Raw genomic sequence first — 22,614 nt, 5'->3', positions numbered from 1 at the left:
TTGGCAAACGGCATCCCAGCGCGTAAGGGGCGGCATGACCCTTCGCTATCACACGCCGCTCTCCAGCCAGAGCCAATTGGATCTTGGCATCGACCCGCCCGCGCCCCTGGCAATGGCGGACCGGGTGCGATTTTCGGAACTGGATGTGCTCAACCACGTGAACAATGCTGTCTACATGCATTGGTTTGAAAGGCTGCGCATCCGGTACACGCAGGATTGGGGCCTGTCCCGCTACATGGGCTCAGGCGAGGATCCGCGGATTGTAATCCGGTCCGGGCAGATCCATTACCGCCAGGAAATGCGCATGGATGAAGACTATGTTGTGACCTGCGGCTGTACTGCGTTTCGCACAACATCGTTTTCGCTGGCGCAGACGCTGTGGTCCGGCGGGACGCTGCGCGCGACATTTGACTGTGTGCTTGTGCTGTTGCAGGCCGACGGCGCGGGACGTTACCCGATCCCCGGAGACGTGCGGCAGAAAATGATCGATGTCGACGGCGCGCACCCGCATCGCTGAGGGTGGCCTGAAGCCCACCCTACCTGCCAATCGAAAGCGTTTCAGCCAGCAGGTAAGGTGGGCTTCAGGCCACCTTTGCTCAGGATTGATGGCGTCGGATAAAGGTGACCAGCTGGGCGGTTGATCCATCCTTGCCCTGCGGATCAGCGGATCCCTCGACGACGGGCTGCAGGGACGTCGCCAATTCCTTGCCCAGCTCCACCCCCCATTGATCATAGGAGTTGATGCCCAGCACCACTCCCTCGACAAAGACGCGATGCTCATAAAGCGCCACGATCTGGCCCAGCGTGAAGGGGTCGAGCTGCGGGTAGACCAGTGTGGTCGAGGGACGGTTCCCCGTGAAGACGCGGTGATGCGCCTGCCGCTCCAGCTCTTCCCCCGTAAAACCCGCCGCCCGCATCTTTTCACGCGCCTCATTCAGACTTCGGCCCCGCATCAAAGCTTCGGACTGCGCCAGGCAATTCGCGATCAGCAACTGGTGGTGATGGACCAGATCAGCCTCATGCCCTTCTGCCGCAATCATGAATTCACAGGGCACCACGCGCGTGCCCTGGTGGATCAGCTGGTAGAATGCGTGCTGCCCGTTTGTTCCTGCCGCGCCCCAGACCACAGGGCCACTGGGGACCGCGACGGGCTTGCCATCCATCTGCACACCCTTGCCGTTCGATTCCATTTCAAGTTGCTGCAAGTAGTCGGGCAGCTTCGCCAACCGCTGATCGTAGGGCAAAACCGCACGGCTGGCGTGGCCGCAGACCTGTGCATGCCAAAGGCCCACCAGCGCCAGCATGACCGGCAGGTTCTCCGCCCATGCGGCGGCGCGGAAGTGCCTGTCCATGTCCTGACCGCCCCGCAGGAAAGCGTCGAACCCCTTGGGCCCGATGGCAATCATCAGTGACAATCCGATGGGCCCCCAGACCGAATAGCGCCCGCCGACCCAATCCTCGAACCCAAAGACACGTTCCGCCGGGATGCCAAAGTCGCGGGTCTTCTCTTCGGAGGTGCTCAGCGCCGCGAATTGCGCTGATGGATTCCCCCCCTGATCCTGCATCCAGGCTTTCGCCGTGCGGGCATTTGTCATCGTCTCGATTGTCGTGAAGGTCTTGGAGGCCACGATCACCAGCGTCGTCCTGGCATCCAGCCCGCGCAGCGTATCGGCGATATGCGCGCCGTCCACATTGGAGACAAAGTGGCAGCGTGGTCCGTCGTGGTAGGGCGAGAGCGCCTCAACCGCCATCGCAGGTCCCAGATCGGAGCCGCCGATGCCGATATTCACCACATCGGTGATCTCGCTGTCCCGCACGTGATTGGCATAGATCCGCATCCGGTCGAGCGTTGCCAGCACGTCAGGCATGACATCGAAACCGTCCACCAGAACCGGCCCACCATCGAGGTTGCGCAGAGCGGTATGCAGCACCGCGCGCCCTTCGGTGTCATTGATGGGCGCACCTGAGAACATCGCCTCGCGTTTCTCCGCAACGCCCGCCGCCTCCACAAGACCAATCAGGGCCGCGCGGGTCGCGTCGTCGATGTTCGTCTTGGAATAGTCAAAGAGCATATCGCCCGTCTGTGCGCTGAACTGCGCCGCACGATCAGGCGTCTCAAAAAGGGACAAGATCGACCGCCCCTCGGTTTCCTCAAGGCGGGCCCGCAATGCGTCCCACTGTGCAGTCATGCGGCCCAATGCACCGTTCCTTCCGTGATGACAGCCGAAATAGGAGCCTCAAGCGGCGACAGTCGTTGCGCCTTTTCAAACGCGGCGCGCTTGTCATCGCCAAAGATCACCAGATGTTTGTTCATCGCCCCGTCCAGCGCCTGCGCGCTGAAAGTGATGCGCTCTTCCGGCTGATCCGCCGGTGCGACGGCACAAACAAGCGGCGCATTGCGCGCCATGGCCTCCTCCACCCCCGTTGCGCCGGGGAAAAGCGATGCGGTGTGCATATCCGCTCCCATGCCCAAGAGCAGCACCGAGATCGGCATCTCTGCGGCAAAGTCTTCTGACACGCCCGGGGCGGCTTCCTGCGCTGTCATCCCTTCGCGGTAGAACGACAGAAATGTCGCCGCTGCCGCATTGCCGGTCATCAGCCGTGCTTTTACCAGACCGGCATTCGACCGGGGGTGATCTTCGGGCACCCAACGTTCATCGGTCAGCATCACATGCACCCGGTCCCAGTCGAGATCCACCGAACTCATCGCGTCAAAGATTGGCCCCGGCGTTGTGCCCCCGGGCACCGCAAAGCTCGCAAACTCGTGGTTCAACAGGCATTTGCGCAAATCACTGGTCACCGCATGGGCCACGTTCATGATCGCCATATCGCGGTCTGCATTCTCGTTGAAGTTCATGGGGTTACCTCTCGCCATTCCCGATCGTCCCGACGCATCAGCTGAGCGGAGGCATCAGGGCCTGCGCTGTGGCTGTCGTAAGGCTTGGGCACATCCCCCCGTTTTGTCCAGCCTTCGATGATCGGATCGGTCCAGGCCCAGGCCGCTTCCACCTCGTCGCCGCGCATGAAAAGGGTCTGGTTGCCGCGGATCACATCCATGATAAGCCGTTCATAGGCATCGACATTTTCCGCCCCCTCCGGCCCAAGTGCATCGGCAAAGGTCATATCGAGCGGGACATCCATGAGCCGCATTCCGCCGGGGCCCGGTTCCTTGATGGTCACGCCCAGCTTGATGCCCTCATTGGGCTGCAGCCGGATCGACAATACGTTGCGGTGCCGCCCCGCCTCCTCGCCGAAAATGGAATGCGGCGTGTCCTTGAAGACAATCGAGATTTCCGAAGATCGCGCGACCAGCCGCTTGCCTGTCCGCAGGTAAAACGGCGTGCCTGCCCACCGCCAGTTGGCGATATGGGTCTTCATGGCGATGAAGCTTTCAGTCTTGGATTTCGGGTTTTCAACCGCGGTGCGATAATCGGGCAGATCCTCGGGATCGTCCGGGTCTGCGTCATACTGCCCGCGTACTATATGATGCGGCTCCACGTCCTCCAGCGCCCGGATCACCTTGAGCTTTTCGTCACGCACCGCATCGGGATCAAACCGCGCCGGCGGCTCCATCGCGATCAGACACAAAAGCTGCATCAGGTGGTTCTGCACCATGTCGCGCATCGCGCCGGACTTGTCATAATATTCACCGCGCCCGCCCACGCCGACGGTTTCCGCCACGGTGATCTGGATGTGATCGACAAACTGGCTGTTCCAGAGCGGCTCGAACAGCATGTTGCCAAAGCGCACGGCCATCAGGTTCTGCACGGTTTCCTTGCCCAGATAGTGATCGATGCGGTAAATCTGGCCCTCGTCGAAAAACGCCGCCAGATCGCGGTTCAACTGTCGCGCGGTCTCAAGATCCCGGCCAAAGGGTTTCTCCACAACGATCCGGCTGTGCTCATCCGTGAGCCCGTGGTTGTTCAGCCGCTCGGCCAGATCGCCGAAGAGGCTTGGCCCCACCGAGAAATAGAACGCCCGCACCACCTTGCGGCGCATCTGGTCCGCCAATTCCCGCCAGCCGTTCTCGCCCTTTGCGTCGATGGCGACATAGGAGAGGTTTTCCAGAAAGGAGGTCAGCTTACCCGCGTCGATGTCACTGGTGCCGCCGAATTCACCGATCGCCTCGCCCACCATCTCACGGTATCCGTCATCGTCCATTTCGGCGCGTGCGGCCCCGATGATGCGGGCCTCGGGGGGCATCTGCCCGGCACAGTAACGCCGAAACAGCCCCGGCAGAATTTTGCGCCGGGCCAGATCGCCGGTGCCGCCAAAAATCACGAGGTCGAAAGGATCGACCGGAATGACGCGCGAAACCATGAGAAATCATCCTGAAGTACGGGGCCCTCGGGCCGCGGTTGATGTTAGCGCAAACATGCCCCGAATGAACCCCGATCACAAGAGCGTGCACGCAAATGAAAACCTGTTTTCTTGCCTTTAACTATTCCCTAGCACACATTCACGACAAATGATGACCAAAGGCACCCTCCCCTATGAAAGATCTGGCAACCGCCAATGCAGGTAAATTCATCGATCCGACATGGACTGCAAAGGGAGAGAAACGGGCCACTGTCAGCCTGACGGCCCCGAAGACGCTGTGGTTCAACACCGGTACGCTGTGCAATATCGAATGCGTCAACTGCTATATCGAGAGCAGCCCGTCCAATGATCGGCTGGTCTATATTTCCGCCGCAGAGGTCGCCGCCTATCTCGACCAGATCGAGGATCGGAACTGGCCGGTGACCGAGATCGCCTTTACCGGCGGTGAACCCTTCATGAACCCGGAGATGATCGACCTGGCGCGCGGTGCCCTGGCGCGCGGGTATGACGTTCTGATCCTGACAAACGCGATGCGCCCGATGATGCGGCGCAAGATGCAGGAAGGTCTCAAGGAGCTGAATGATGCCTATCCGGGCAAGATGACCCTGCGCGTCTCGCTGGATCACTATGATGCCGAGTTACATGACACCGAGCGCGGGTTGGGTGCTTTTGCCAAGACGCTCAAAGGGATGGAATGGCTGCGCGACACCGGCATCCGGATGGCCGTGGCGGGCCGGTCGATCATGGCGCATAGCGACGCGGAAAGCCGCGCGGGATATGCAGATTTCTACGCCAGACATGACTTTGACATCGACGCGCAAGATCCTGGAATGACCGTTCTTTTTCCTGAAATGGATGAGACGGTCGAGGTGCCTGAGATTACCACCGGGTGCTGGGGTATTCTGAATAAATCCCCCGATGCGCTGATGTGCGCGTCGTCGCGGATGGTGGTCAAGCGCAAGGGCGCCGCGCATCCGACGGTTCTGGCCTGCACCCTGTTGCCCTATACGCCCGAGTTCGAGCTGGGCCAGACGCTTGCAGAGGCAGAGCGCGACGTGGCGCTGAACCATCCGCATTGTGCGAAGTTCTGCGTGCTGGGCGGGGCCAGCTGTTCGGCCTGACAGGACCTAATGCAGGGTGAATTCACCCGTCACATTGCGCCACTCGCCCGGGCTGATCATCTTGCGATGGGTGAACCGGACCGAATGCAGCGGCCCTTCGATTTCAGCCTGCCAGAATTCGACAAATTCAAAGAGCCGCGGGTGGTCCGGCGCAAGGTCATATTCCTGCCAGACGAAGGTATTCAGCACATGCGTGTAGTCCGGCATGTGATAGATAAACTCCGCCGTGGTCAGGCCGTAGCCTTTCAGCATCAGTTCGGTTTCGGATAGGGGCATTTTTGTCCTCTTGACTGCTTCATAAGATCAGCATGACATGGACGAATTACTTTTCAATGAAAACAGCGTGTTATCACTTTGCGCCACCGGCTGCCAGTTGCAGGTGCAGTGAGGGATTGCACCTTATATGTCCCCTCTGATAAGGTTAATCCACAATATATAGACCCTGCGGCAATAACGGGCAGCCTACGTGAGCGATACACCACAACCCCCTGAAAACGATGATGAAATGATGCCGGAACGCCCTGCGTACGACGGGCCCTCTGTCAGCATCGAGCATGAGATGCGCACCTCGTACCTCGATTACGCGATGTCGGTCATCGTCAGCCGCGCAATCCCCGATCTGCGCGACGGGTTGAAGCCGGTGCACCGCCGCATTCTCTTTGCCATGCATGAAACCGGCAACACGCACGACAAGGCCTATCGCAAATCCGCCCGCCCGGTCGGTGATGTGATGGGTCAGTATCACCCGCACGGCGATAGTGCGATCTACGACGCATTGGTGCGGATGGCGCAGGACTTCTCCATGTCGCTGCCGCTGCTGGACGGGCAAGGCAACTTCGGCTCCATGGATGGCGATAATCCCGCCGCGATGCGCTATACCGAGGTGCGCATGGACAAGCCCGCTGCCTATCTGCTGGCGGATATCGACAAGGATACCGTCGACTATCAGGACAACTACGATGGCAAGCAGCAGGAGCCGACGGTCCTCCCCGCCCGCTTCCCGAACATGCTGGTCAATGGCGCAGGCGGCATTGCCGTCGGTATGGCCACAAACATCCCACCGCATAATCTGGGCGAGGTTGTGGATGCCACATTGGCGCTGATCGAAGAGCCGGACCTGACCTCCGAACAGTTGATCGATTACATCCCCGGCCCTGATTTTCCGACTGGCGGCATCATGCTGGGCCGGACGGGCGCGCGCAAAGCCTATCTTGAAGGGCGCGGCTCGGTGATCATCCGCGCCAAGACCCGTATCGAAGAGCTGCGCAAGGATCGGTGGGCCATCGTCGTGGACGAGATCCCCTATCAGGTGAACAAATCCACGATGATCGAGAAGATCGCGGAACAGGTGCGCGAGAAGAAGATCGAGGGCATTGCTCATGTGCAAGACGAGTCCGACCGTAACGGCGTGCGGGTTGTGGTCGAGCTGAAACGCGATGCCACGGCGGAGGTGGTCCTGAACCAGCTCTACCGTTTCACGCCGATGCAGACGTATTTTGGCTGCAACATGCTGGCCCTGAACGGCGGGCGGCCGGAACAGCTGACGCTGCGCAAATTCCTCACCTATTTCATCGACTTCCGCGAGGATGTTGTGGCGCGCCGCACGGCGTATCTGCTGCGCAAGGCACGTGAACGCAGCCATATCCTCTGCGGTCTGGCCGTGGCTGTGACCAACATCGACGAGGTCGTGGCCACCATCCGGGCCTCTGCCGATGCCGCCGAGGCGCGTGCCAAGCTTATGACCCGCCGCTGGCCGGCGCAGGATATCCTGCCCTACATCGCGCTCATTGACGATCCGACCCACACGGCCAATGACGATGGCACCTACAACCTATCTGAAACGCAGGCCCGTGCCATCCTTGAGCTGCGGTTGCAGCGCCTGACCCAGATCGGCGTGAAAGAGGTGACGGACGAGCTCGAAGAACTGGCCGGTAAGATCAAGGAATACCTCGAAATTCTGGGCTCCCGCGACCGGATCATGGGCATCATCGCCGATGAGCTGCGCGAGGTGCGCGAGCTTTTCGCCGTGCCGCGCCGCACCGAGATCGTGGATTGGTCCGGTGACATGGACGACGAGGACCTGATCGCCCGCGAAGACATGGTCGTGACGGTCACCTCGGGCGGCTATATTAAACGCACGCCGCTGGCGGATTTCCGCAGCCAACGGCGCGGCGGCAAGGGCCTCGCGGGCATGGCAACAAAAGAAGAGGATGTGGTCACCACCCTCTTCGTCGCCAACACGCATACGCAGCTGTTGTTCTTCACCACTGACGGCATGGCCTACAAGCTCAAGACCTGGCGCTTGCCGCAAGGCGGGCGCACGTCCAAAGGCAAGGCAATTGTGAACATCCTGCCGATCCCGACGGGTGTGTCCATTGCCGCAATTCTGCCGATTGACCGGGATGAGAAGGACTGGTCCGAACTGCAAATCGTCTTTGCCACCTCAGCGGGCACTGTGCGACGCAATGCGCTCAGCGATTTCACCAATGTGAAGTCCAACGGCAAGATCGCCATGAAGTTCGAGGAAGAGCACGCCAATACCACGCTGATCAACGCGCGCATCGCCTCGCCGGATGAAGACGTGATGCTGGTGACGGCCTCGGGTCGGGCGATCCGCTTCCCCTCGACGGATGTCCGGGTCTTCAATTCGCGCAGTTCCGTGGGCGTGCGGGGCGTCAAGCTGACCGGTCAGGACAAGGTCGTGTCCATGTCGATCATCCGCCATTTCGATGCGACCTCGGACGAGCGTGCGGCCTATCTGAAAATGCGCCGCGCGATGGCGGGCCTTGTCGATGACGCGGATGGATCGACCTCCGATGAGGAAGAGACGGATGCCAACGCCACCATCAGCCCCGAACGCTATGCCGAGATGTCGGCGGCGGAAAACCTGATCCTGACACTGACCTCCAGCGGGTCGGGCAAGCTCAGCTCCAGCCATGATTACCCGGTACGGGGACGCGGCGGCATGGGCGTGCAGGCGATGGACAAGGCCATGCGGGGCGGCGCGCTTGTCGCCTCCTTCCCGGTGGAAATGGACGATCAGATCATGCTCGCCACCTCCAAGGGCCAGTCGATCCGCGTGCCGGTCGATGGTATTTCCTTCCGGTCCCGATCCGCAGGCGGTGTGAAGGTCTTTGACACCGGCAAGGGCGAGGAAGTGGTCAGCGTCGCTTGGATTGCCGATCAGGGCGATGCAGCGGAAGAAGGCGAGACATCTTAACGTCACCTCAAGCATTTGCCTGCAAAATGAGCAGGCTCAAGCGCGCGAGGTGCCCTGATGAACGTTTATTGCTGCATGATCACGCTCAAGGACGATGCGAAAGCATTGCTTTTTGCCAAGGCGTTGGATGACTGGATGGGTCATCTGAAATCATCTGGCGCCATCGGGGACTGGCGCCTGATGCGGCGCAAACTGAACCTGGCCGCCGATTGCTACCGCGATTTCCTGCTGGAGATTGAGGTGGATGGGTTGTCGCAACTGGACGATGCCTTTCGGCTGACGGGCACGCATGACGATGATGTGGGGCAGATGCACCGGGCCGTGAATGACCTGATCGCCACGGCGGAGTTTGCGCTCTACCGCCCATATCCGGATATGGAACGCGCCGAACGGATGGCGCTGCTCTAGGGGCTACAACCCGTAGATCCCGGTGAATTTTTCTTTCAGATAGGCCAGCAGCGGTGCCTCGGATGGCGCTGCACCCCGCGCCTTGGCAATCACGTCGCGCGGCTCATAGAGCCCGCCATGGGTTTGCACATTCTCACGCAGCCAGCCTGTGGCACCCGAGGTATCCCCTTGTGCAAGCTGGCTGTCCAGATCCGGCAAGGCCGCGCGCATCGCCTCATGCAGGCATCCGGCGTAAACATTGCCCAGCGAATAGGTCGGGAAATAACCAAAAAGCCCGACAGACCAATGCACGTCCTGCAAGACACCGTTGGACGCCTTGTCGACCGCAAACCCGAAATCCGCCTCGAACCGGTCATTCCAGGCCGCTTCCAGATCATCCACCTGCAGATTGCCGGACATCAGCGCACGTTCCAGATCGAACCGCATCAGGACGTGTAGATTGTACTGCAGCTCATCCGCCTCTGTCCGGATGTACCCGTCGGAGACGCGGTTCACCGTGCCATAAAACGCGTCCTCATCGGCAATGCCGAAGTCGCCAAAGGCGTCGCGCATCTCGCCATAGAGCCAGCCGGTAAAGGCGCGACTGCGCCCGATCTGATTTTCATAGATGCGGCTCTGGCTTTCGTGCACGCCCATGGACACGCCCTGGCCCAGCGGGGTTAGCAGGTAGTCGCGATGGATGTTCTGCTCATAGGCCGCGTGGCCCACCTCGTGGATGGTCGAATAAAAGCAATTGAACGGGTCGGTCGCACTGGTGCGCGTGGTGATCCGCACATCAAGGCCGGAGCCGGAGCTGAAAGGATGCACGGCCTTGTCAACCCGGCCGTGGGTCATGTCATAGCCAAAGGTCTTGGCCAGCTTGCGGGTCAGCTTCATCTGGGCGGCTTCGTCGAAATTGCCCGAGAGTTTGGCCGGGGCCTTTGCGTCCAGCACCGCCGCGCGCAGCGCCGTCAGTTCCGGGCGCAGGGCGCCGAACATCGCCTCCAGCTCGGCGCCTGTGGTGCCGGGCTCATAGTCGGCCAGCAAGGCATCATAGACATCGCCGCCATCGGCCAGCGCCTGCCCCTCTTCCCGCCGCAGGGCAATCACCTCCTGCAGGGTTGGCGCAAAGGCGGCAAAATCATCCGCCTCTCGCGCCTCGGCCCAGATGCCCTGCGCCTCCGAGGTCAGCCGCGCGATTTTGGCGGCCAGCGCGGCAGGCACTTTGCTGGCCCGATCATAGCTGCGCCGGATGTGGCGCAGCTGGGCCGAGGCCTGCACGTCCAGCTCTGCACCCTCCAGCGCCGCCAGCCACTCGGCCACCTGCGGGTCCACCCGGCGCGCATGCAACACGCCAGCAATGGCGGCACATTCCTCGCCGCGCTGCGGGGCTGCCCCGCGCGGCATCATGGTTTCCTGATCCCAATCCAGCCGCCCGGCAATCTGCGCCAGCGCCTGCGTTTCACGCGTGTAGGTCATCAGGGCGTCATAGGCGGTCATTTGGCATTTCCTCTCAGGGACGTTGCGATGGGATAGCCACTCAGGAAACGCGCCCGCAGGATCAGCACCCAGAGGACCACGGCAACCAATTGGTGAACAAGGGCGATATGCACGGGCGCACCATAGAGCACCGTGGCAATGCCGATGGCGATCTGGACGGCAACTGCGGCGATCACCGCGTTGAAAGCAAAGCGCGTCGTCGCATGTGATGATTTCCGCCCGCGCAGCCAGACCACAACGGCAAAGGCGGCCAGCAGGTAACCGGTGATGCGGTGGATGAATTGCACCAGCCCGGGGCTTTCAAAGAAATTCCGCCACATCGGCTCCAAGGTGAAGGCCGTGGCGGGAAAGACCTGCCCGCCCATCAGGGGCCAGTCGGTATAGCTGCGCCCGGCGTCGATGCCCGCCACCAGCGCGCCGATCAGGATCTGCAGGAAGGTGAAATGCAACAGGCCGGTGGCCATGCCCCATTGCTTGCCTTCCTTGGCGCGGCGCGCCTGCATCAGATCGCGTGCGGATCGGCCCAGATGCAGCACATACCAGGTGATGAACCCCAGGATCACAAAGGCCAGCCCCAGATGCGTCGCCAGGCGGTAGCTGGCCACGTCCGTCGTGCTTTCGCCCTGCGTCACGCCCGAGGCGACCATCCACCAGCCAATCGCCCCCTGCGCGCCGCCAAGCGCCCCCAGCAGCAGCAGTTTCGGGGTCCAGCCGGCGGGGATCTGGCGACGAATAGCGAACCAGCCAAAGCCAAGCGCCCAGACCAGACCGATCACCCGACCAAGCTGGCGATGCCCCCATTCCCACCAGTAGATGACCTTGAAATCGTCAAGTTCCATCCATTGGTTCTGGATGCGGAACTCGTCAATAGCCTGATACTTCTCGAATTCGGATTGCCAGTCGGCGGCGCTCATCGGGGGCAGCGCCCCGGTGATCGGACGCCATTCGGTGATGCTGAGCCCGCTGTCGGTCAGGCGGGTCAGCCCGCCCACCGCGATCATCAGAAAGACGAGGGCAAAGAGGATCATCAGCCAGATGCGGATGGCCCCGCGGGCGCCCCCTTGCCCCTGATCGATCAGCCCCGGTTGCGCCACCGGCCGGGCGTCCTCGGAACTCTGCACCTCTTCGAAGAGCTTGCGTTTGCTGCTCATCTGCACGTCCTTGTTTTACTCTTGCGCTGCATACCTAATTCCTGTGTGCAGGCGCGTCCAGCGCGTCTAATCACCGCGCATCTTCCAGCGGACCAGCTGGCGCAGCATGCCGTGCATCATCTGCACATCCGCACGGGTCAGCGGCATGCGGCTCCACATGTTGCGCAGGTTGGTGCGCATGGAGTGGGCCTTGTGTTCCGGGAAGAAGAAACCGGCCTCTTCCATGCGGTCCTGATAGTGGTTTGCCAGATGCTCGATCTCGATTGCCTCGGCCCAGTCAGTGCCCGCCATCTCGGTGGTTTGGGCAGTCACGTCCCCCACGGCACGCATCCATTCATAGCCCACCAGCAGCACACATTGTGCGAGGTTAAGCGAGGCAAAGGCCGGGTTCACCGGCACAGAGATGATCGCATTGGCGCGGGCAATGTCGTCGTTCTCCAGCCCGGCACGCTCCGGCCCAAAGAGTACCGAAACCCGTTGTCCTTGCGCGATTTTCTCGGCGGCGAGGCGCATGGCGGCTTCGGGGCTGTAGATCGGTTTGGTCAGATCCCGCGACCGCGCGGTGGTGGCAAAAACAAAAGTGCTGTCGCCGATGGCCCCGGGCAGATCGTCGGTCAGCAAGGCCTCGTCCAGCAGCCGCCCCGCGCCGCTGGCCATAGCCACGGCGCTCTGGTTGGGCCAGCCGTCGCGCGGGGCCACGATGCGCATGCGGTCCAGCCCGAAATTCCACATCGCCCGTGCGGCAGCCCCGATGTTTTCGCCCATCTGCGGGCGCACGAGGACAAAGGCGGGGATGCTGGGGTGTTCGACAGGCAGGCTCATACCGGCCTCATACGGGGCGATGCGCCCTGCCGCAAGCGTGGGCGCTTTTTACGGCGTCGAAATGGCCCCTATGATGGCATAAAAGTTTTCATTCACCGTCACTTGCGCTACTGCTCGGAAAAAGACTTCCAAAGGACGGCCCATGGACACGCCCGAGCAACCGCAGCTCTACCTGATAACCCCGCCAGAGGTTGAGCTGAGCAGATTTCCCGACCTTCTTGCCTCGGTTCTGGATGCCCATCCCGTGGCCTGCGTGCGGCTCGACCTGGCCACCCGCGATGAAGACCGTCTTGCCCGCACGGCGGACGCGCTGCGCGAGGTGACCCATGCCCGCGACATCGCGCTGGTGCTGACCGATCACACGCTGTTGTCGGACCGGTTGGGGCTGGATGGCGTGCATCTGACGGACGCGGCCCGTTCCGTGCGCGAGACGCGCAAGGCCCTGGGCGAGGATGCCATTGTCGGTACCTTCTGCGGGACCTCGCGCCACGACGGGATGAGCGCAGGCGAGGCCGGTGCGGATTACGTCAGCTTCGGCCCGGTGCAGGCCTCTGCCCTGGGGGACGGCAGCTTTGCCGATATGGACCTCTTTCAGTGGTGGTCAGAGGTGATCGAAGTGCCCATCGTGGCCGAGGGCGCGCTGGATGCGGCGATGATCGCACAGCTTGCGCCCTATACCGATTTCTTTGGCCTCGGCGAAGAAATCTGGGCCAGCGACGACCCGGTCAAGGCGCTTGGCGCGCTTGCCTCCGCCATGGCCTAGCGCGTTAGAGGAAGACGCGCTCCACGAACCAATAGGCGCCAACCGCCGCGATCACGCAGGAGGCAGGCACCGCAATCCGCGCCCGGTACCACGTCTTCTTGGCGAACCAACCGACCAGCAAGAAGGCGATGGCGATCACCGTCAGCTGCCCGATTTCCACGCCGATGTTGAAGCCGATCAAGGCAGGCAGGAACTGTCCGGGCGGCAGGCCGAAGTCCCCCAGCACCGAGGCGAACCCAAGGCCGTGCAACAGCCCGAAGGCAAAGATCACCGCCGGACGCCAGGGGTTCAGGCCAGAGGTAAAGACATTTTCGATGGCCACATAGACGATGGAGGCGGCAATCAGCGGCTCCACGATCTCGCCGGGGATGTTTACCCAGCCGAGCGCGCCGAGCGCGAGTGTCACGGTATGCGCCAGCGTGAAGGCGCTGACCTGCCAGATCAGGGGGCTCAACCGGGTGCTGAGGAAGAAAAGCCCCAGGACAAAGAGGATGTGATCGAGGCCTTTGGGCAGAATGTGATCGAAACCCACCGGGATGTAGTTCAGAAAGGCCTGCATCGACGTTTCGGCCCCGCCCCCCGCGATGGCAATCGGCGGGCTGCTCTCGCCGCCCGTGAGGTACCCGGTATAGGGTTCCTCGACGCCCTGCTGGCGCAGGACCAGCGCCCCGGAACCCATAGGCCAGTTCACCATCACCTCCGCCGCCCCGTCCGGCAATGGTGCGGTCAGCGTCAGCAGGGAGATGCGGGGCAGTTCGATATCGATCCCGTCCGGCACATCCAGAGCGCTCTGTCTGAACTCCAGCGCCGCGCCAGCCTCCGCCAGGGGGGCGGCGTTCCAGAGCGCGATCAGCTGGGGCACCTGTTCCGCCAGCGCTTCCGGCGTCAGGGCCCGCAGGTTCGTGTAGACATCGCCCGCGTCGTCGTCATTGGTGTTTTCCACCGCGTCGAGATCAACGCCGGAGAGAAATGCCTCCAGGTTGATGCGCAGATCCAGAACCACCCGCTCTCCCTCCTCAACCGACAGATCGGCAATTGTCGGGACAAGCTCATGTGCCGTGCCGCGTGAGGGGGCGGACCACAGGCTCACGGTTGACAAAAGCGCCAAAAGAAACAGCTTGAGCAGGGTAAGTTGAATGGATGATCTCATGGGTGTCTCACGATTTTTTTTCGTTGCGTTACTGCTAACCTCTACGTCTGCCGTTGGCCATGAGTTTTGGATTGAGCCAAAAAAATATCTGATCGACCCGGGTGCACCGGTGGTGGCGAGCCTGCGCAATGGCGAGAACTTCAAAGGCACATCACTGGCGTGGTTCGAAAATCGCTTCACCCGCTTCGAGATGGCAATGGGCGAAAAGATCACGGCGGTGGATGGCCGGATGGGCGATACGCCCGCGCTGCAGGGCACGGCGCCCGATCAGGACGGGCTGCTGGTGGTCCTGCACGAAACCGCGCCCTCACGGCTGACCTACAAGATATGGGAAAAGTTTCTGAAATTCGCCGATCACAAGGATTTCACCACCGCCGCCAGTGATCATCTGGCCGCCGGATGGCCGCAAGAGGGGTTCCGCGAAAGCTATACACGCCACGCCAAGGCGCTGATCGCCGTGGGCAGCGGGACAGGACAAGACCGGGCGTTCGGGATGGACACCGAATTCGTGGCCCTGACAAACCCCTATGCGCGCGAGTTCGACGGGCAGATGCGCGTGCAGGTGCTCTATCAGGACGTGCCGCGTGCAGATGCGCAGGTGGAAATCTTCGACCGTGCCCCGGATGGCGCGGTGACCGTGAGCCTGACCCGGACCGATGCCGCCGGTGAGGCAAGCGTCTCGGTGACTTCCGGGCACAGCTACCTGCTGGACGCGGTCGTGCTCCGCCCCAGCCCAGAGGCGGGCACCTCGGAGACGGCGCCCGTTTGGGAAACGCTCTGGGCGGCGTTGACTTTTGCCGTGCCGGAGTGAGGCACCCTTGAACCTCGCCACATTCCCGGTCAGAAGACCTCTATGACTGCAACACCCGATATCCTGTGCATTGGCTCCGTCCTTTGGGACGTGATCGGAAGGTCGGCAAGCGCCATGCGGCAGGGGTCGGACGTGCCCGGGCGCATCACGCGGCTGCCGGGGGGCGTGGCGATGAACATCGCCATGACGCTTGTGCGCTTTGGCCTGACCCCGGCGCTGTTGACCGCCATTGGCCGCGATGCGGAGGGCGATGAGCTGATGGCGGCCTGTGCGGCGCGGGGCATGATTACCGAGACCATCTATCGCTCCGACGATCTGCCCACCGACATCTACATGGCGGTTGAGGGCGCCAACGGGCTGATCGCCGCCATTGCTGATGCGCATTCGCTGGAGGCGGCAGGCTCCAAGATACTTGCCGCGCTGACCGACGGGCGGCTGGCCACATCCGAGGCGCCCTTTGAAGGTCTTGTGGCCCTCGACGGCAATCTGAAACTGGATCTGCTGAGCGATATCGCCCGCAGCCCGGTGCTGGCCAAGGCGGATTTGCGCGTGGCCCCGGCCTCACCCGGCAAGGCGGAACGGCTGGCGCCTTTCGTGCAGGGCGGGCGCGGCACGCTCTATGTGAACCTCGAAGAGGCCGGCCTGCTCTGCCAGCGCAAGTTCAGCGATTCCCGCAACGCCGCAGAAGGCTTGCTGACACGGGGTGCGGCGCGCGTGCTGGTCACCGACGGCGGGTCCGATGCGACCGAAGGGCGGCCGGACGGGTTGCTGACCCAGACACCCCCGCAGGTGCTGGTGACCCGCGTCACCGGTGCCGGTGATACCTTCATGGCTGCCCATATCGCGGCCGATGCCGACGGCGCGACAGCCGAAGACGCCCTGCGCCGTGCCCTGCATGCCGCCGCCACCTATGTTTCTGGAGAAACTGCCCTATGACCCCCCTGCCCCTGCTCCATTCCGCCGAGGTTTCCGCCGCCCTTGCCACTGGCAAGCCCGTGGTCGCGCTGGAGAGCACGATCATCACGCACGGCATGCCCTATCCGCAAAACCTCGAGGTCGCGCGGCAGGTGGAGGACGATATCCGCGCCGCCGGTGCAACCCCGGCCACCATCGCGGTGATCGAGGGCACGCTGCACATCGGCCTCGATGTCAGCCAGCTGGAAACACTCGCGCAGGCCAAGGGGGTCGCCAAACTGTCGCGCGCCGATCTGGCCGCCTGCATGGCCAGCGGCGGCACCGGTGCAACCACCGTGGCGGCGACGATGATCGCCGCGCATCTTGCGGGGATCAAGGTCTTTGGCACCGGGGGCATCGGCGGCGTGCACCGGGGTGCGGAGGATAATTTCGACATCTCCGCCGACCTGATGGAACTGGCCCAGACCCCGGTAACGGTGGTGGCCGCCGGGGCCAAGGCCATTCTGGACGTGGACAAGACGCTGGAAGTGCTGGAGACCCAGGGTGTGCCGGTGATCGTCGTGGGACAGGACAGCTTCCCGGCCTTCTGGAGCGCCTCGTCACCCCTCAAGGCCCCCCTGCGCATGGACAGTGCCGCCGAGATTGCGCGCGCCCAGCACATGCGCGGCCTGCTCGGTCTGCCGGGTGGCCAGCTGGTGGCGAACCCGATCCCGGCAGATGATGAGATCGCGGCGGCCACCCTTGCGCCGATCATCGCACAGGCGCAGGCGGATGCGGATGCCCATGGCATCCGCGGCAAGGCGGTGACCCCTTACCTGCTGCAGCGGATTTTCGAGCTTACGGAAGGTCGATCTCTGACCGCGAACATCGCGCTGGTGCGCAACAACGCCCGGTTGGCTGCCGAGATTGCATCGGAATTGGCCACGCTTTCGCGGGATACGGGAAGTTGATGCGCGGCTGTTGCAATTTCATTGTGCAGCCCGGGTATTGCCCCTACCTACGAGGGACGTCAGTTAGAGAAGCGTTATGAATACTCCGTTTGATCCAGAGCCCCCCGCGCGCGGCAGCCTCCTGAGCCGACTGCGCGCATCGTTTCTGACAGGGCTTGTCGTGATCGCTCCGGTGGGCCTGACGATCTGGCTGATCTGGTCGGTTGTGGGGTGGATCGACGGCTTTGTCCTGCCGCTGGTGCCCGGCAACTACCAGCCTGACCGATTGCTGCAGGACTGGCTGGGGCTCGACCCCGAAATCCAGATCAACATCCGCGGCATCGGCGTCGTGATTTTCCTGATCTTCACCATCGTCGTTGGCTGGATGGCCAAGGGCCTCATCGGGCGCTCCCTCATCCGCTACGGCGAAAGCCTGGTGGAACGCACGCCGGTTGTCCGCACGATCTATTCCGGCATCAAGCAGATTTCCGAAACTGTCTTTGCACAATCGGAACGGTCCTTTGAAAAGGCCTGCCTGATCGAATACCCGCGCAGGGGCATCTGGGCGATCGGCTTCATCTCGACCACCACCAAGGGCGAAGTGGCCATGCGCGGCAATGATGGCGCGCCGATGCTCAGCATCTTCGTACCCACCACGCCCAACCCGACATCGGGCTTTTTGCTGTTCTTTCCGGAGACAGACGTCATCGAGTTGGACATGACCGTGGAGGATGCCGCGAAACTGGTGATCTCCGCCGGGCTGGTCTACCCCAACGGCAAGGATCCGACAAATCCGGTGCCTGAAATCAGCGCCTGACCTACTGAAACATATCCACCAGATCGACCGAACTGCGCTTGTTCAGATCGTTTTTATGATGGGTGATGAAGGTCTCCGCCGCCTGTTGCCCGGCGGTCTTGAGCCGTGACAGCGTGAAGGGGGTCGGCACCAGCTTGGTCGCCACGGACAGCTCATTCATCAGCGCGTCATCCGCCACCATATGGATCAGCACACGGCTTTTCTGCTCGGTCGATAACTCGCCGCGTTCCAGCAGCCGTTGCACGAATTCGATGGCCCGCAACTCGCGCAGCAGCGACGAGTTGAAGCTGATCTCGTTGATGCGGTTCTGGATCGCCTGGGCCGAGCGCGGCAGCTCGGTGCGTTCCAGCGGGTTGATGTTGATGATCAGGATATCGTCCGGCAGCGACGGGTTGAACAGTGGGAAAAGCGCCGGATTACCGGTATATCCGCCGTCCCAGAAGGCTTCGGTCAGACCGGTCTCGGCATCTTCAACCTCCACCGCCTGAAACACCGTCGGCAGACAGGCAGAGGCAAGAATGGCATCGGTGCTGATCTCACTGTCCTTGAAGACCCGCACCTTGCCATTGCGCACGCGGGTGGCACAGATAAAGAGACACGGACCTTTGCCGCCTTCCTCATGGACCGCGTCCAGATCGAATTTCTCGACAATGCCGCGCAGCGGATTGCGGTAGAGCGGACCGTAGGCATAGGGCGAGACCGCCCGCGACCAGGCATCGGCGGCCATCACCGGCCAGGAATACTCTAGCGCATGGCTGAAATCGCCCAGTGAGAACGGCACCATCCAGGCTGGCAAATGCAAATCCGGTCGCGCGCCGACCTCTTTCCACAGCCAATCCAGCCGATCGCGCGCCCCCTGACGCCCGCCCTCGATCATCCCCGCCTTGAGCGCCGCGCCATTGAGCGCCCCCGCCGAGGTGCCGGAAATCGCGGAGATCTCGATATCCTCCTCACACAAAAGCCGGTCGAGAACCCCCCAGGTAAAGGCGCCATGTGCGCCCCCGCCCTGCAACGCCAGATTGATCCGCTTTACCGCCATCGCCCGCGTCCTTCCTTGTTTCTTCTGGCTGAAAATATCCCCGCCGGAGGCAAGAAATCTCTTAAAGCGCCGTCCAGCCGCCATCGACGCTGATCGTCGTGCCGGTGATCTGCGCGGCGGCATCCGAGCACAGGAAGGTCGCCGTGCCCCCCATCTGCTCGACGGTGGCAAACTCCTTGGACGGCTGCCGCGTCAGCATGACATTTTCGATCACTTCCTCGCGGCTCATGTCATATTCCTTCATCGTATCGGGGATCTGTTTCTCCACGATCGGCGTCAGCACGTAGCCGGGGCAGATGGCATTGGCGGTGATCGGTTCCTTGGCGGTCTCCAGCGCGGTGGTCTTGGTCAAGCCGACAACCCCGTGTTTCGCCGCGATATAGGCTGATTTGTAGGGCGAGGCCGTCAGCCCATGCGCCGAGGCGATGTTGATCACCCGCCCCCACCCGGCCTTGCGCATCATTGGCAGGGCAATGGCCGTGGTGTGAAAGGCCGAGGACATGTTGATGGCGATGATCGCATCCCATTTCTCCACCGGAAAGTCCGGGATCGCCGCGACGTGCTGGATACCGGCGTTGTTCACAAGGATATCGCATGTGCCCGCATCCTCGACCAGGCGGCGGCAGTCATCGCCCTTGGACATGTCCGCCTGAATGTAGCGCGCAGTGACACCCGTGGCCTCCGCCATCTCCTTGGCCAGCGCATGATCCTCCTCAGTGTCGGTAAAGGAATTGAGCACGATGTCCGCGCCCGCCTTGGCCAGCTCCCACGCGATGCCCAGACCAATGCCGGAGTTCGACCCGGTGATGACGGCGGTTTTGCCAGGCAGTGAAATCTCGAATGCCATAGTTGGGGACCCTTCCCTGCGAAAAAATGCTGCGTTGCACACATCATGCCTTGCTGCGCGTGCAAAGGAAACGTCTTTCACACCTGCAGTTGTGAGCGGCGCGGAAGCGCACAACCCAGTGCAGATCATTTCCGGAACAGGAGGGGGCCAAAAAAAACGCCTGCACAAGGCAGGCGTTAAGTTATTGAGGCAGGTTTCATACAGGCAAGAAACCTATCGAGCAGTGACTTGTTTATAAGCAATCTGACGCCGTAGGCCAAGCTAAAAGTTTGATAAGACGGAAATACCTCGGTAGGCTCAGGTCCAACAAAACAAGGGCAGCAGGGGATTGTCTCCAAAATGAGTATTGTTTTTTTCCGCCCGGTTTCTCGGTTTCTGGCGGCTTTTGCAGCGATTCTCTGGGCCGGATCGCTCACAGCGCAACCCTCTCACGGGATATCTATGTATGGGGCCCCTGCATTGCCACCTGATTTTGTGTCCCTGCCCTACGTGCGCGCAGATGCGCCGAAAGGGGGCAGTATCACGCTGGGCAACTCTGGCGGTTTTGACAGTCTCAACCCGTTTGTGCGCAAAGGTACCGTGCCCTGGCAGCTCAGATTTTTCACCCATGAGAGCCTGATGGGCAGATCCTGGGACGAACCCTTCACGCTTTACGGTCTTCTGGCCGAATCAATCGAGGTGCCGGAGGACCGCTCGTGGGTGGCTTTCACCCTGCGCGAAGAGGCAGAATTTTCCGATGGCACGCCGGTGACCGTCGACGATGTGATCTTCAGCTACGAGATCCTTGGCAGCGAAGGCCACCCCCGCTACCTCGGGCTGGCGGGTCAGATCGACAGCATCACCCAGACCGGGCCGCGCTCCTTCCGGATCGATTTCAACACCGACAACCGGGAACTTGCCCTGCTTGCCGGGCTGCGCCCGATCCTCAGTCGCGCGCAGTGGGAGGGACGCGACTTTGCCAACGCCCCGCTCAGCGAGGTGCCGCTTGGTTCCGGCCCGTATAGCGTCACGGATTACGAGGCCGGACGCTTTGTCCAGCTGACCCGCAATCCGGAATACTGGGGGGCCGACCTGCCATTTCGACGCGGCACCTTCAATTTCGACGACATCCGCATCGATTTCTACGGAGACACCTCCGTTCTCTTTGAAGCGCTCAAGGCAGGTGAAATCTCCGCCCTGCGGGAGTTCAATGCGGAGAAATGGCAGACGCAGTATAATTTCCCCGCTGTCCGGCAGGGCAAAATGGTCAAATCCGAAATCCCGCATCAGAAGCCCTCCGGCATGACCGGCTTTGTCATGAACACGCGCAAACCGCCCTTTGACGACTGGCGGGTGCGCGAGGCGATGATCCAGGCGTTCAATTTCGAATACATCAATGACACGCTCACAGGCGGCGTGCAGCCGCGCATCACCTCCTATTTCTCCAACTCCGATCTGGCGATGGCGCCGGGGCCTGCGGATGCCGCCGTGACGGCCTTGCTGGCGCCCCATCGTGATGCGCTGCTGCCCGGCACGCTGGAGGGCTACGCCTTGCCCGTCAGCGATGGCTCCGCCCGCAACCGCCGGGGGATCCGCACTGCGATGAAACTGCTGGAGGAGGCAGGATGGACACCGCAGGATGGCGTGATGCGTAATGCGCGGGGCGCACCGCTGCAGTTCACCATTCTTGTGGAGCAGAACAATACCGAACATATGGCGATTGCTGATCTTTATCTGACGGCGCTGAAACGGCTTGGGCTGGACGTCAGGATTGAAACCACCGACAGCGCGCAATTCACCGAGCGGGAGAGCGCCTTTGATTTCGAGATGACGACCTTCCGGCGGGCCGTGTCCCTGTCCCCGGGCAATGAGCAGCGGTTTTACTGGGGCTCGAAGGCCGCGACGCAACCGGGCTCGCGCAACCTCATGGGTGTGGCCTCTCCGGCGGTGGACGGGATGATCGACGTGATGCTGTCGGCGCGCAGCGAAGAGGAATTCACCGCCGCGGTGCGCGCGCTGGACCGGGCGCTGACCGCGGGGCGCTATGTGATCCCGTTCTGGCAGTTCACCAAGGGTCAGATCGCGCATATCAAGGAGATGAAATTCCCCGAAACCCTGCCGATTTACGGCGACGGGCCGGAGTACATGCCGCAGGTCTGGTGGTACGAGCCGTCCTGAGCCTAGGTCAGTGAGGTGACCCAGAGGATGTTGGCATCCTCTTCGCTGACTGACACCACGTTGTGGCCCATGGTCGCGTCGTAGTAGGCGCTGTCGCCGCGCCGCATCTCTACCGGCTCGTAGAACTCGGTATAGAGCCGGATCACCCCGGTCAGCACATAGAGGAATTCCTCGCCGTCATGGCGCACCCAGCCTTCGAATTCTTCCATCTTCCGGGCGCGCACGCGGGCGCGATAGGGCAGCATCTGCTTCTTGGTCAGCGTATCGGCCAGCAATTCATGCTCATATGTGACCGTGGCCTGGGCTGCACCCTGCCCGCTCTTGGTCACCGCCATCCGGCCATTGACCTGCCCGGCACGCGGTGGCGTAAAAAGCTGCGGCACCGAGATTTCCAGCCCGATGGCCAGTTTTTTCAGCGCGTCGTAGGTCGGTGACATCTGGCCGTTTTCGATCTTGCTCAGCGTCGAGCGGGCAAGCCCCGCCTGGCTGGCCGCCTGTTCCAGCGTCCAGTCGCGGGCCTTGCGCAGCTCGCGGACGCGCTGGCCCAGATCGACGGGCGTGCCGTGATCGGAGCCGCCGCTTTCGCGGGCAATCTTGATAAGTGTCTTGGGGTCAGCATTGGTCATCCAAAATCTATAGGACCTCGCGCGCAGGCTTGCAACGTG

General features: G+C 62.0%; 21 protein-coding genes. 10 read left to right on the top strand and 11 right to left on the bottom strand.

Features of this window, described 5'->3' with window-relative positions:
- Positions 1 to 34: 34 nt before the first annotated feature.
- Positions 35 to 517 (top strand): acyl-CoA thioesterase, encoded by a 483-nt coding sequence (locus ISX84_RS19210; protein ID WP_195822008.1) that lies wholly within the window; start codon positions 35 to 37, stop codon positions 515 to 517.
- Positions 518 to 596: 79 nt separating this feature from the next.
- Here ISX84_RS19210 and pgi read toward each other — a convergent pair whose 3' ends face one another.
- The 3 genes from pgi to zwf are packed head-to-tail and all read right to left on the bottom strand — an operon-like array spanning position 597 to position 4,320.
- Positions 597 to 2,189: a glucose-6-phosphate isomerase gene (pgi, locus tag ISX84_RS19205; protein WP_195822007.1), complete on the bottom strand. Its 1,593-nt coding sequence runs from the start codon at positions 2,187 to 2,189 to the stop codon at positions 597 to 599.
- Positions 2,186 to 2,857, bottom strand: a complete 672-nt coding sequence (gene pgl / locus ISX84_RS19200) for a 6-phosphogluconolactonase (RefSeq protein WP_195822006.1) — start codon at positions 2,855 to 2,857, stop codon at positions 2,186 to 2,188. The genes pgi and pgl overlap by 4 nt, the downstream gene beginning before the upstream one ends.
- On the bottom strand, positions 2,854 to 4,320 hold the full coding sequence (gene zwf, locus ISX84_RS19195; RefSeq protein WP_195822005.1) for a glucose-6-phosphate dehydrogenase: 1,467 nt from the start codon (positions 4,318 to 4,320) through the stop codon (positions 2,854 to 2,856). Before zwf ends, pgl begins: the two co-directional genes overlap by 4 nt.
- 173 nt (positions 4,321 to 4,493) lie before the next feature.
- On the opposite strand from zwf, the gene ISX84_RS19190 reads away from it, so the two are divergent.
- The gene (locus ISX84_RS19190; RefSeq protein ID WP_195822004.1) at positions 4,494 to 5,441 is read left to right on the top strand and encodes a radical SAM protein; all 948 of its coding nucleotides are present in this window, start codon (positions 4,494 to 4,496) and stop codon (positions 5,439 to 5,441) included.
- Positions 5,442 to 5,447: 6 nt separating this feature from the next.
- Here ISX84_RS19190 and ISX84_RS19185 read toward each other — a convergent pair whose 3' ends face one another.
- Complete coding sequence (locus ISX84_RS19185) at positions 5,448 to 5,717, bottom strand: usg protein (RefSeq protein WP_195822003.1); 270 nt, start codon at positions 5,715 to 5,717, stop codon at positions 5,448 to 5,450.
- Positions 5,718 to 5,946: 229 nt separating this feature from the next.
- Here ISX84_RS19185 and gyrA point away from each other — a divergent pair, with 229 nt between their 5' ends.
- A complete protein-coding gene (gene gyrA / locus ISX84_RS19180) occupies positions 5,947 to 8,661 on the top strand; it encodes a DNA gyrase subunit A (RefSeq protein WP_229884440.1) in 2,715 nt (904 codons plus the stop codon).
- Between the two features lie 57 nt (positions 8,662 to 8,718).
- A complete protein-coding gene (locus tag ISX84_RS19175) occupies positions 8,719 to 9,069 on the top strand; it encodes a DUF6614 family protein (RefSeq protein ID WP_195822001.1) in 351 nt (116 codons plus the stop codon).
- 3 nt (positions 9,070 to 9,072) lie between these two features.
- Here ISX84_RS19175 and ISX84_RS19170 read toward each other — a convergent pair whose 3' ends face one another.
- From ISX84_RS19170 to ISX84_RS19160, 3 genes are all read right to left on the bottom strand, one after another.
- Positions 9,073 to 10,548, bottom strand: coding sequence for a carboxypeptidase M32 (locus ISX84_RS19170; RefSeq protein ID WP_195822000.1), 1,476 nt, complete (start codon positions 10,546 to 10,548; stop codon positions 9,073 to 9,075).
- Positions 10,545 to 11,699, bottom strand: coding sequence for a heme A synthase (ctaA, locus tag ISX84_RS19165; protein ID WP_195821999.1), 1,155 nt, complete (start codon positions 11,697 to 11,699; stop codon positions 10,545 to 10,547). Before ctaA ends, ISX84_RS19170 begins: the two co-directional genes overlap by 4 nt.
- A 66-nt stretch (positions 11,700 to 11,765) precedes the next feature.
- Positions 11,766 to 12,521, bottom strand: a complete 756-nt coding sequence (locus ISX84_RS19160) for an RNA methyltransferase (RefSeq protein ID WP_195821998.1) — start codon at positions 12,519 to 12,521, stop codon at positions 11,766 to 11,768.
- Between the two features lie 142 nt (positions 12,522 to 12,663).
- Between ISX84_RS19160 and ISX84_RS19155 the strand changes: the two genes are divergently transcribed.
- The gene (locus tag ISX84_RS19155; RefSeq protein WP_195821997.1) at positions 12,664 to 13,284 is read left to right on the top strand and encodes a thiamine phosphate synthase; all 621 of its coding nucleotides are present in this window, start codon (positions 12,664 to 12,666) and stop codon (positions 13,282 to 13,284) included.
- A 4-nt stretch (positions 13,285 to 13,288) separates the two neighbouring features.
- Here ISX84_RS19155 and ISX84_RS19150 read toward each other — a convergent pair whose 3' ends face one another.
- The gene (locus ISX84_RS19150; RefSeq protein WP_195821996.1) at positions 13,289 to 14,434 is read right to left on the bottom strand and encodes a HupE/UreJ family protein; all 1,146 of its coding nucleotides are present in this window, start codon (positions 14,432 to 14,434) and stop codon (positions 13,289 to 13,291) included.
- On the opposite strand from ISX84_RS19150, the gene ISX84_RS19145 reads away from it, so the two are divergent.
- From ISX84_RS19145 to ISX84_RS19130, 4 genes are all read left to right on the top strand, one after another.
- Positions 14,421 to 15,245, top strand: coding sequence for a DUF4198 domain-containing protein (locus tag ISX84_RS19145; RefSeq protein WP_229884429.1), 825 nt, complete (start codon positions 14,421 to 14,423; stop codon positions 15,243 to 15,245). The genes ISX84_RS19150 and ISX84_RS19145 overlap by 14 nt on opposite strands.
- A 42-nt stretch (positions 15,246 to 15,287) precedes the next feature.
- A complete protein-coding gene (locus tag ISX84_RS19140) occupies positions 15,288 to 16,181 on the top strand; it encodes a PfkB family carbohydrate kinase (RefSeq protein WP_195821995.1) in 894 nt (297 codons plus the stop codon).
- The gene (locus ISX84_RS19135; RefSeq protein ID WP_195821994.1) at positions 16,178 to 17,110 is read left to right on the top strand and encodes a pseudouridine-5'-phosphate glycosidase; all 933 of its coding nucleotides are present in this window, start codon (positions 16,178 to 16,180) and stop codon (positions 17,108 to 17,110) included. The genes ISX84_RS19140 and ISX84_RS19135 overlap by 4 nt, the downstream gene beginning before the upstream one ends.
- Before the next feature lie 76 nt (positions 17,111 to 17,186).
- On the top strand, positions 17,187 to 17,906 hold the full coding sequence (locus tag ISX84_RS19130; protein ID WP_195821993.1) for a DUF502 domain-containing protein: 720 nt from the start codon (positions 17,187 to 17,189) through the stop codon (positions 17,904 to 17,906).
- A gap of 1 nt (position 17,907) precedes the next feature.
- Here the strand turns inward: ISX84_RS19130 and ISX84_RS19125 are convergent, their stop codons facing one another.
- Positions 17,908 to 18,945, bottom strand: coding sequence for a patatin-like phospholipase family protein (locus ISX84_RS19125; RefSeq protein WP_195821992.1), 1,038 nt, complete (start codon positions 18,943 to 18,945; stop codon positions 17,908 to 17,910).
- Between the two features lie 61 nt (positions 18,946 to 19,006).
- Positions 19,007 to 19,792 carry a 3-hydroxybutyrate dehydrogenase gene (locus ISX84_RS19120; RefSeq protein ID WP_229884428.1) on the bottom strand — a complete coding sequence of 262 codons (786 nt, stop codon included), beginning with the start codon at positions 19,790 to 19,792 and terminating at the stop codon, positions 19,007 to 19,009.
- Between the two features lie 339 nt (positions 19,793 to 20,131).
- Between ISX84_RS19120 and ISX84_RS19115 the strand changes: the two genes are divergently transcribed.
- The gene (locus ISX84_RS19115; protein ID WP_442800630.1) at positions 20,132 to 21,949 is read left to right on the top strand and encodes an extracellular solute-binding protein; all 1,818 of its coding nucleotides are present in this window, start codon (positions 20,132 to 20,134) and stop codon (positions 21,947 to 21,949) included.
- 2 nt (positions 21,950 to 21,951) lie between these two features.
- Here the strand turns inward: ISX84_RS19115 and ISX84_RS19110 are convergent, their stop codons facing one another.
- Entirely contained in the window at positions 21,952 to 22,575 is a 624-nt protein-coding gene (locus tag ISX84_RS19110) for a helix-turn-helix domain-containing protein (protein ID WP_195821991.1), read from the bottom strand.
- Positions 22,576 to 22,614 lie beyond the last annotated feature (39 nt).

Source organism: Roseobacter sp. MH60115 (assembly GCF_015644665.1).
Taxonomy (GTDB): domain Bacteria; phylum Pseudomonadota; class Alphaproteobacteria; order Rhodobacterales; family Rhodobacteraceae; genus Roseobacter.
This window is presented reverse-complemented; position numbering and strand designations above follow the sequence as displayed.

Excerpts from the sequence above, each read along its gene's own strand:
- ISX84_RS19210 (WP_195822008.1), top strand. The coding sequence starts at position 35 with ATGACCCTTCGCTATCACACGCCGCTCTCCAGCCAGAGCCAATTGGAT.
- pgi (WP_195822007.1), bottom strand. The coding sequence starts at position 2,189 with ATGACTGCACAGTGGGACGCATTGCGGGCCCGCCTTGAGGAAACCGAG.
- pgl (WP_195822006.1), bottom strand. The coding sequence starts at position 2,857 with ATGAACTTCAACGAGAATGCAGACCGCGATATGGCGATCATGAACGTG.
- zwf (WP_195822005.1), bottom strand. The coding sequence starts at position 4,320 with ATGGTTTCGCGCGTCATTCCGGTCGATCCTTTCGACCTCGTGATTTTT.
- ISX84_RS19190 (WP_195822004.1), top strand. The coding sequence starts at position 4,494 with ATGAAAGATCTGGCAACCGCCAATGCAGGTAAATTCATCGATCCGACA.
- ISX84_RS19185 (WP_195822003.1), bottom strand. The coding sequence starts at position 5,717 with ATGCCCCTATCCGAAACCGAACTGATGCTGAAAGGCTACGGCCTGACC.
- gyrA (WP_229884440.1), top strand. The coding sequence starts at position 5,947 with ATGATGCCGGAACGCCCTGCGTACGACGGGCCCTCTGTCAGCATCGAG.
- ISX84_RS19175 (WP_195822001.1), top strand. The coding sequence starts at position 8,719 with ATGAACGTTTATTGCTGCATGATCACGCTCAAGGACGATGCGAAAGCA.
- ISX84_RS19170 (WP_195822000.1), bottom strand. The coding sequence starts at position 10,548 with ATGACCGCCTATGACGCCCTGATGACCTACACGCGTGAAACGCAGGCG.
- ctaA (WP_195821999.1), bottom strand. The coding sequence starts at position 11,699 with ATGAGCAGCAAACGCAAGCTCTTCGAAGAGGTGCAGAGTTCCGAGGAC.
- ISX84_RS19160 (WP_195821998.1), bottom strand. The coding sequence starts at position 12,521 with ATGAGCCTGCCTGTCGAACACCCCAGCATCCCCGCCTTTGTCCTCGTG.
- ISX84_RS19155 (WP_195821997.1), top strand. The coding sequence starts at position 12,664 with ATGGACACGCCCGAGCAACCGCAGCTCTACCTGATAACCCCGCCAGAG.
- ISX84_RS19145 (WP_229884429.1), top strand. The coding sequence starts at position 14,421 with ATGGATGATCTCATGGGTGTCTCACGATTTTTTTTCGTTGCGTTACTG.
- ISX84_RS19150 (WP_195821996.1), bottom strand. The coding sequence starts at position 14,434 with ATGAGATCATCCATTCAACTTACCCTGCTCAAGCTGTTTCTTTTGGCG.
- ISX84_RS19140 (WP_195821995.1), top strand. The coding sequence starts at position 15,288 with ATGACTGCAACACCCGATATCCTGTGCATTGGCTCCGTCCTTTGGGAC.
- ISX84_RS19135 (WP_195821994.1), top strand. The coding sequence starts at position 16,178 with ATGACCCCCCTGCCCCTGCTCCATTCCGCCGAGGTTTCCGCCGCCCTT.
- ISX84_RS19130 (WP_195821993.1), top strand. The coding sequence starts at position 17,187 with ATGAATACTCCGTTTGATCCAGAGCCCCCCGCGCGCGGCAGCCTCCTG.
- ISX84_RS19125 (WP_195821992.1), bottom strand. The coding sequence starts at position 18,945 with ATGGCGGTAAAGCGGATCAATCTGGCGTTGCAGGGCGGGGGCGCACAT.
- ISX84_RS19120 (WP_229884428.1), bottom strand. The coding sequence starts at position 19,792 with ATGGCATTCGAGATTTCACTGCCTGGCAAAACCGCCGTCATCACCGGG.
- ISX84_RS19115 (WP_442800630.1), top strand. The coding sequence starts at position 20,132 with ATGAGTATTGTTTTTTTCCGCCCGGTTTCTCGGTTTCTGGCGGCTTTT.
- ISX84_RS19110 (WP_195821991.1), bottom strand. The coding sequence starts at position 22,575 with ATGACCAATGCTGACCCCAAGACACTTATCAAGATTGCCCGCGAAAGC.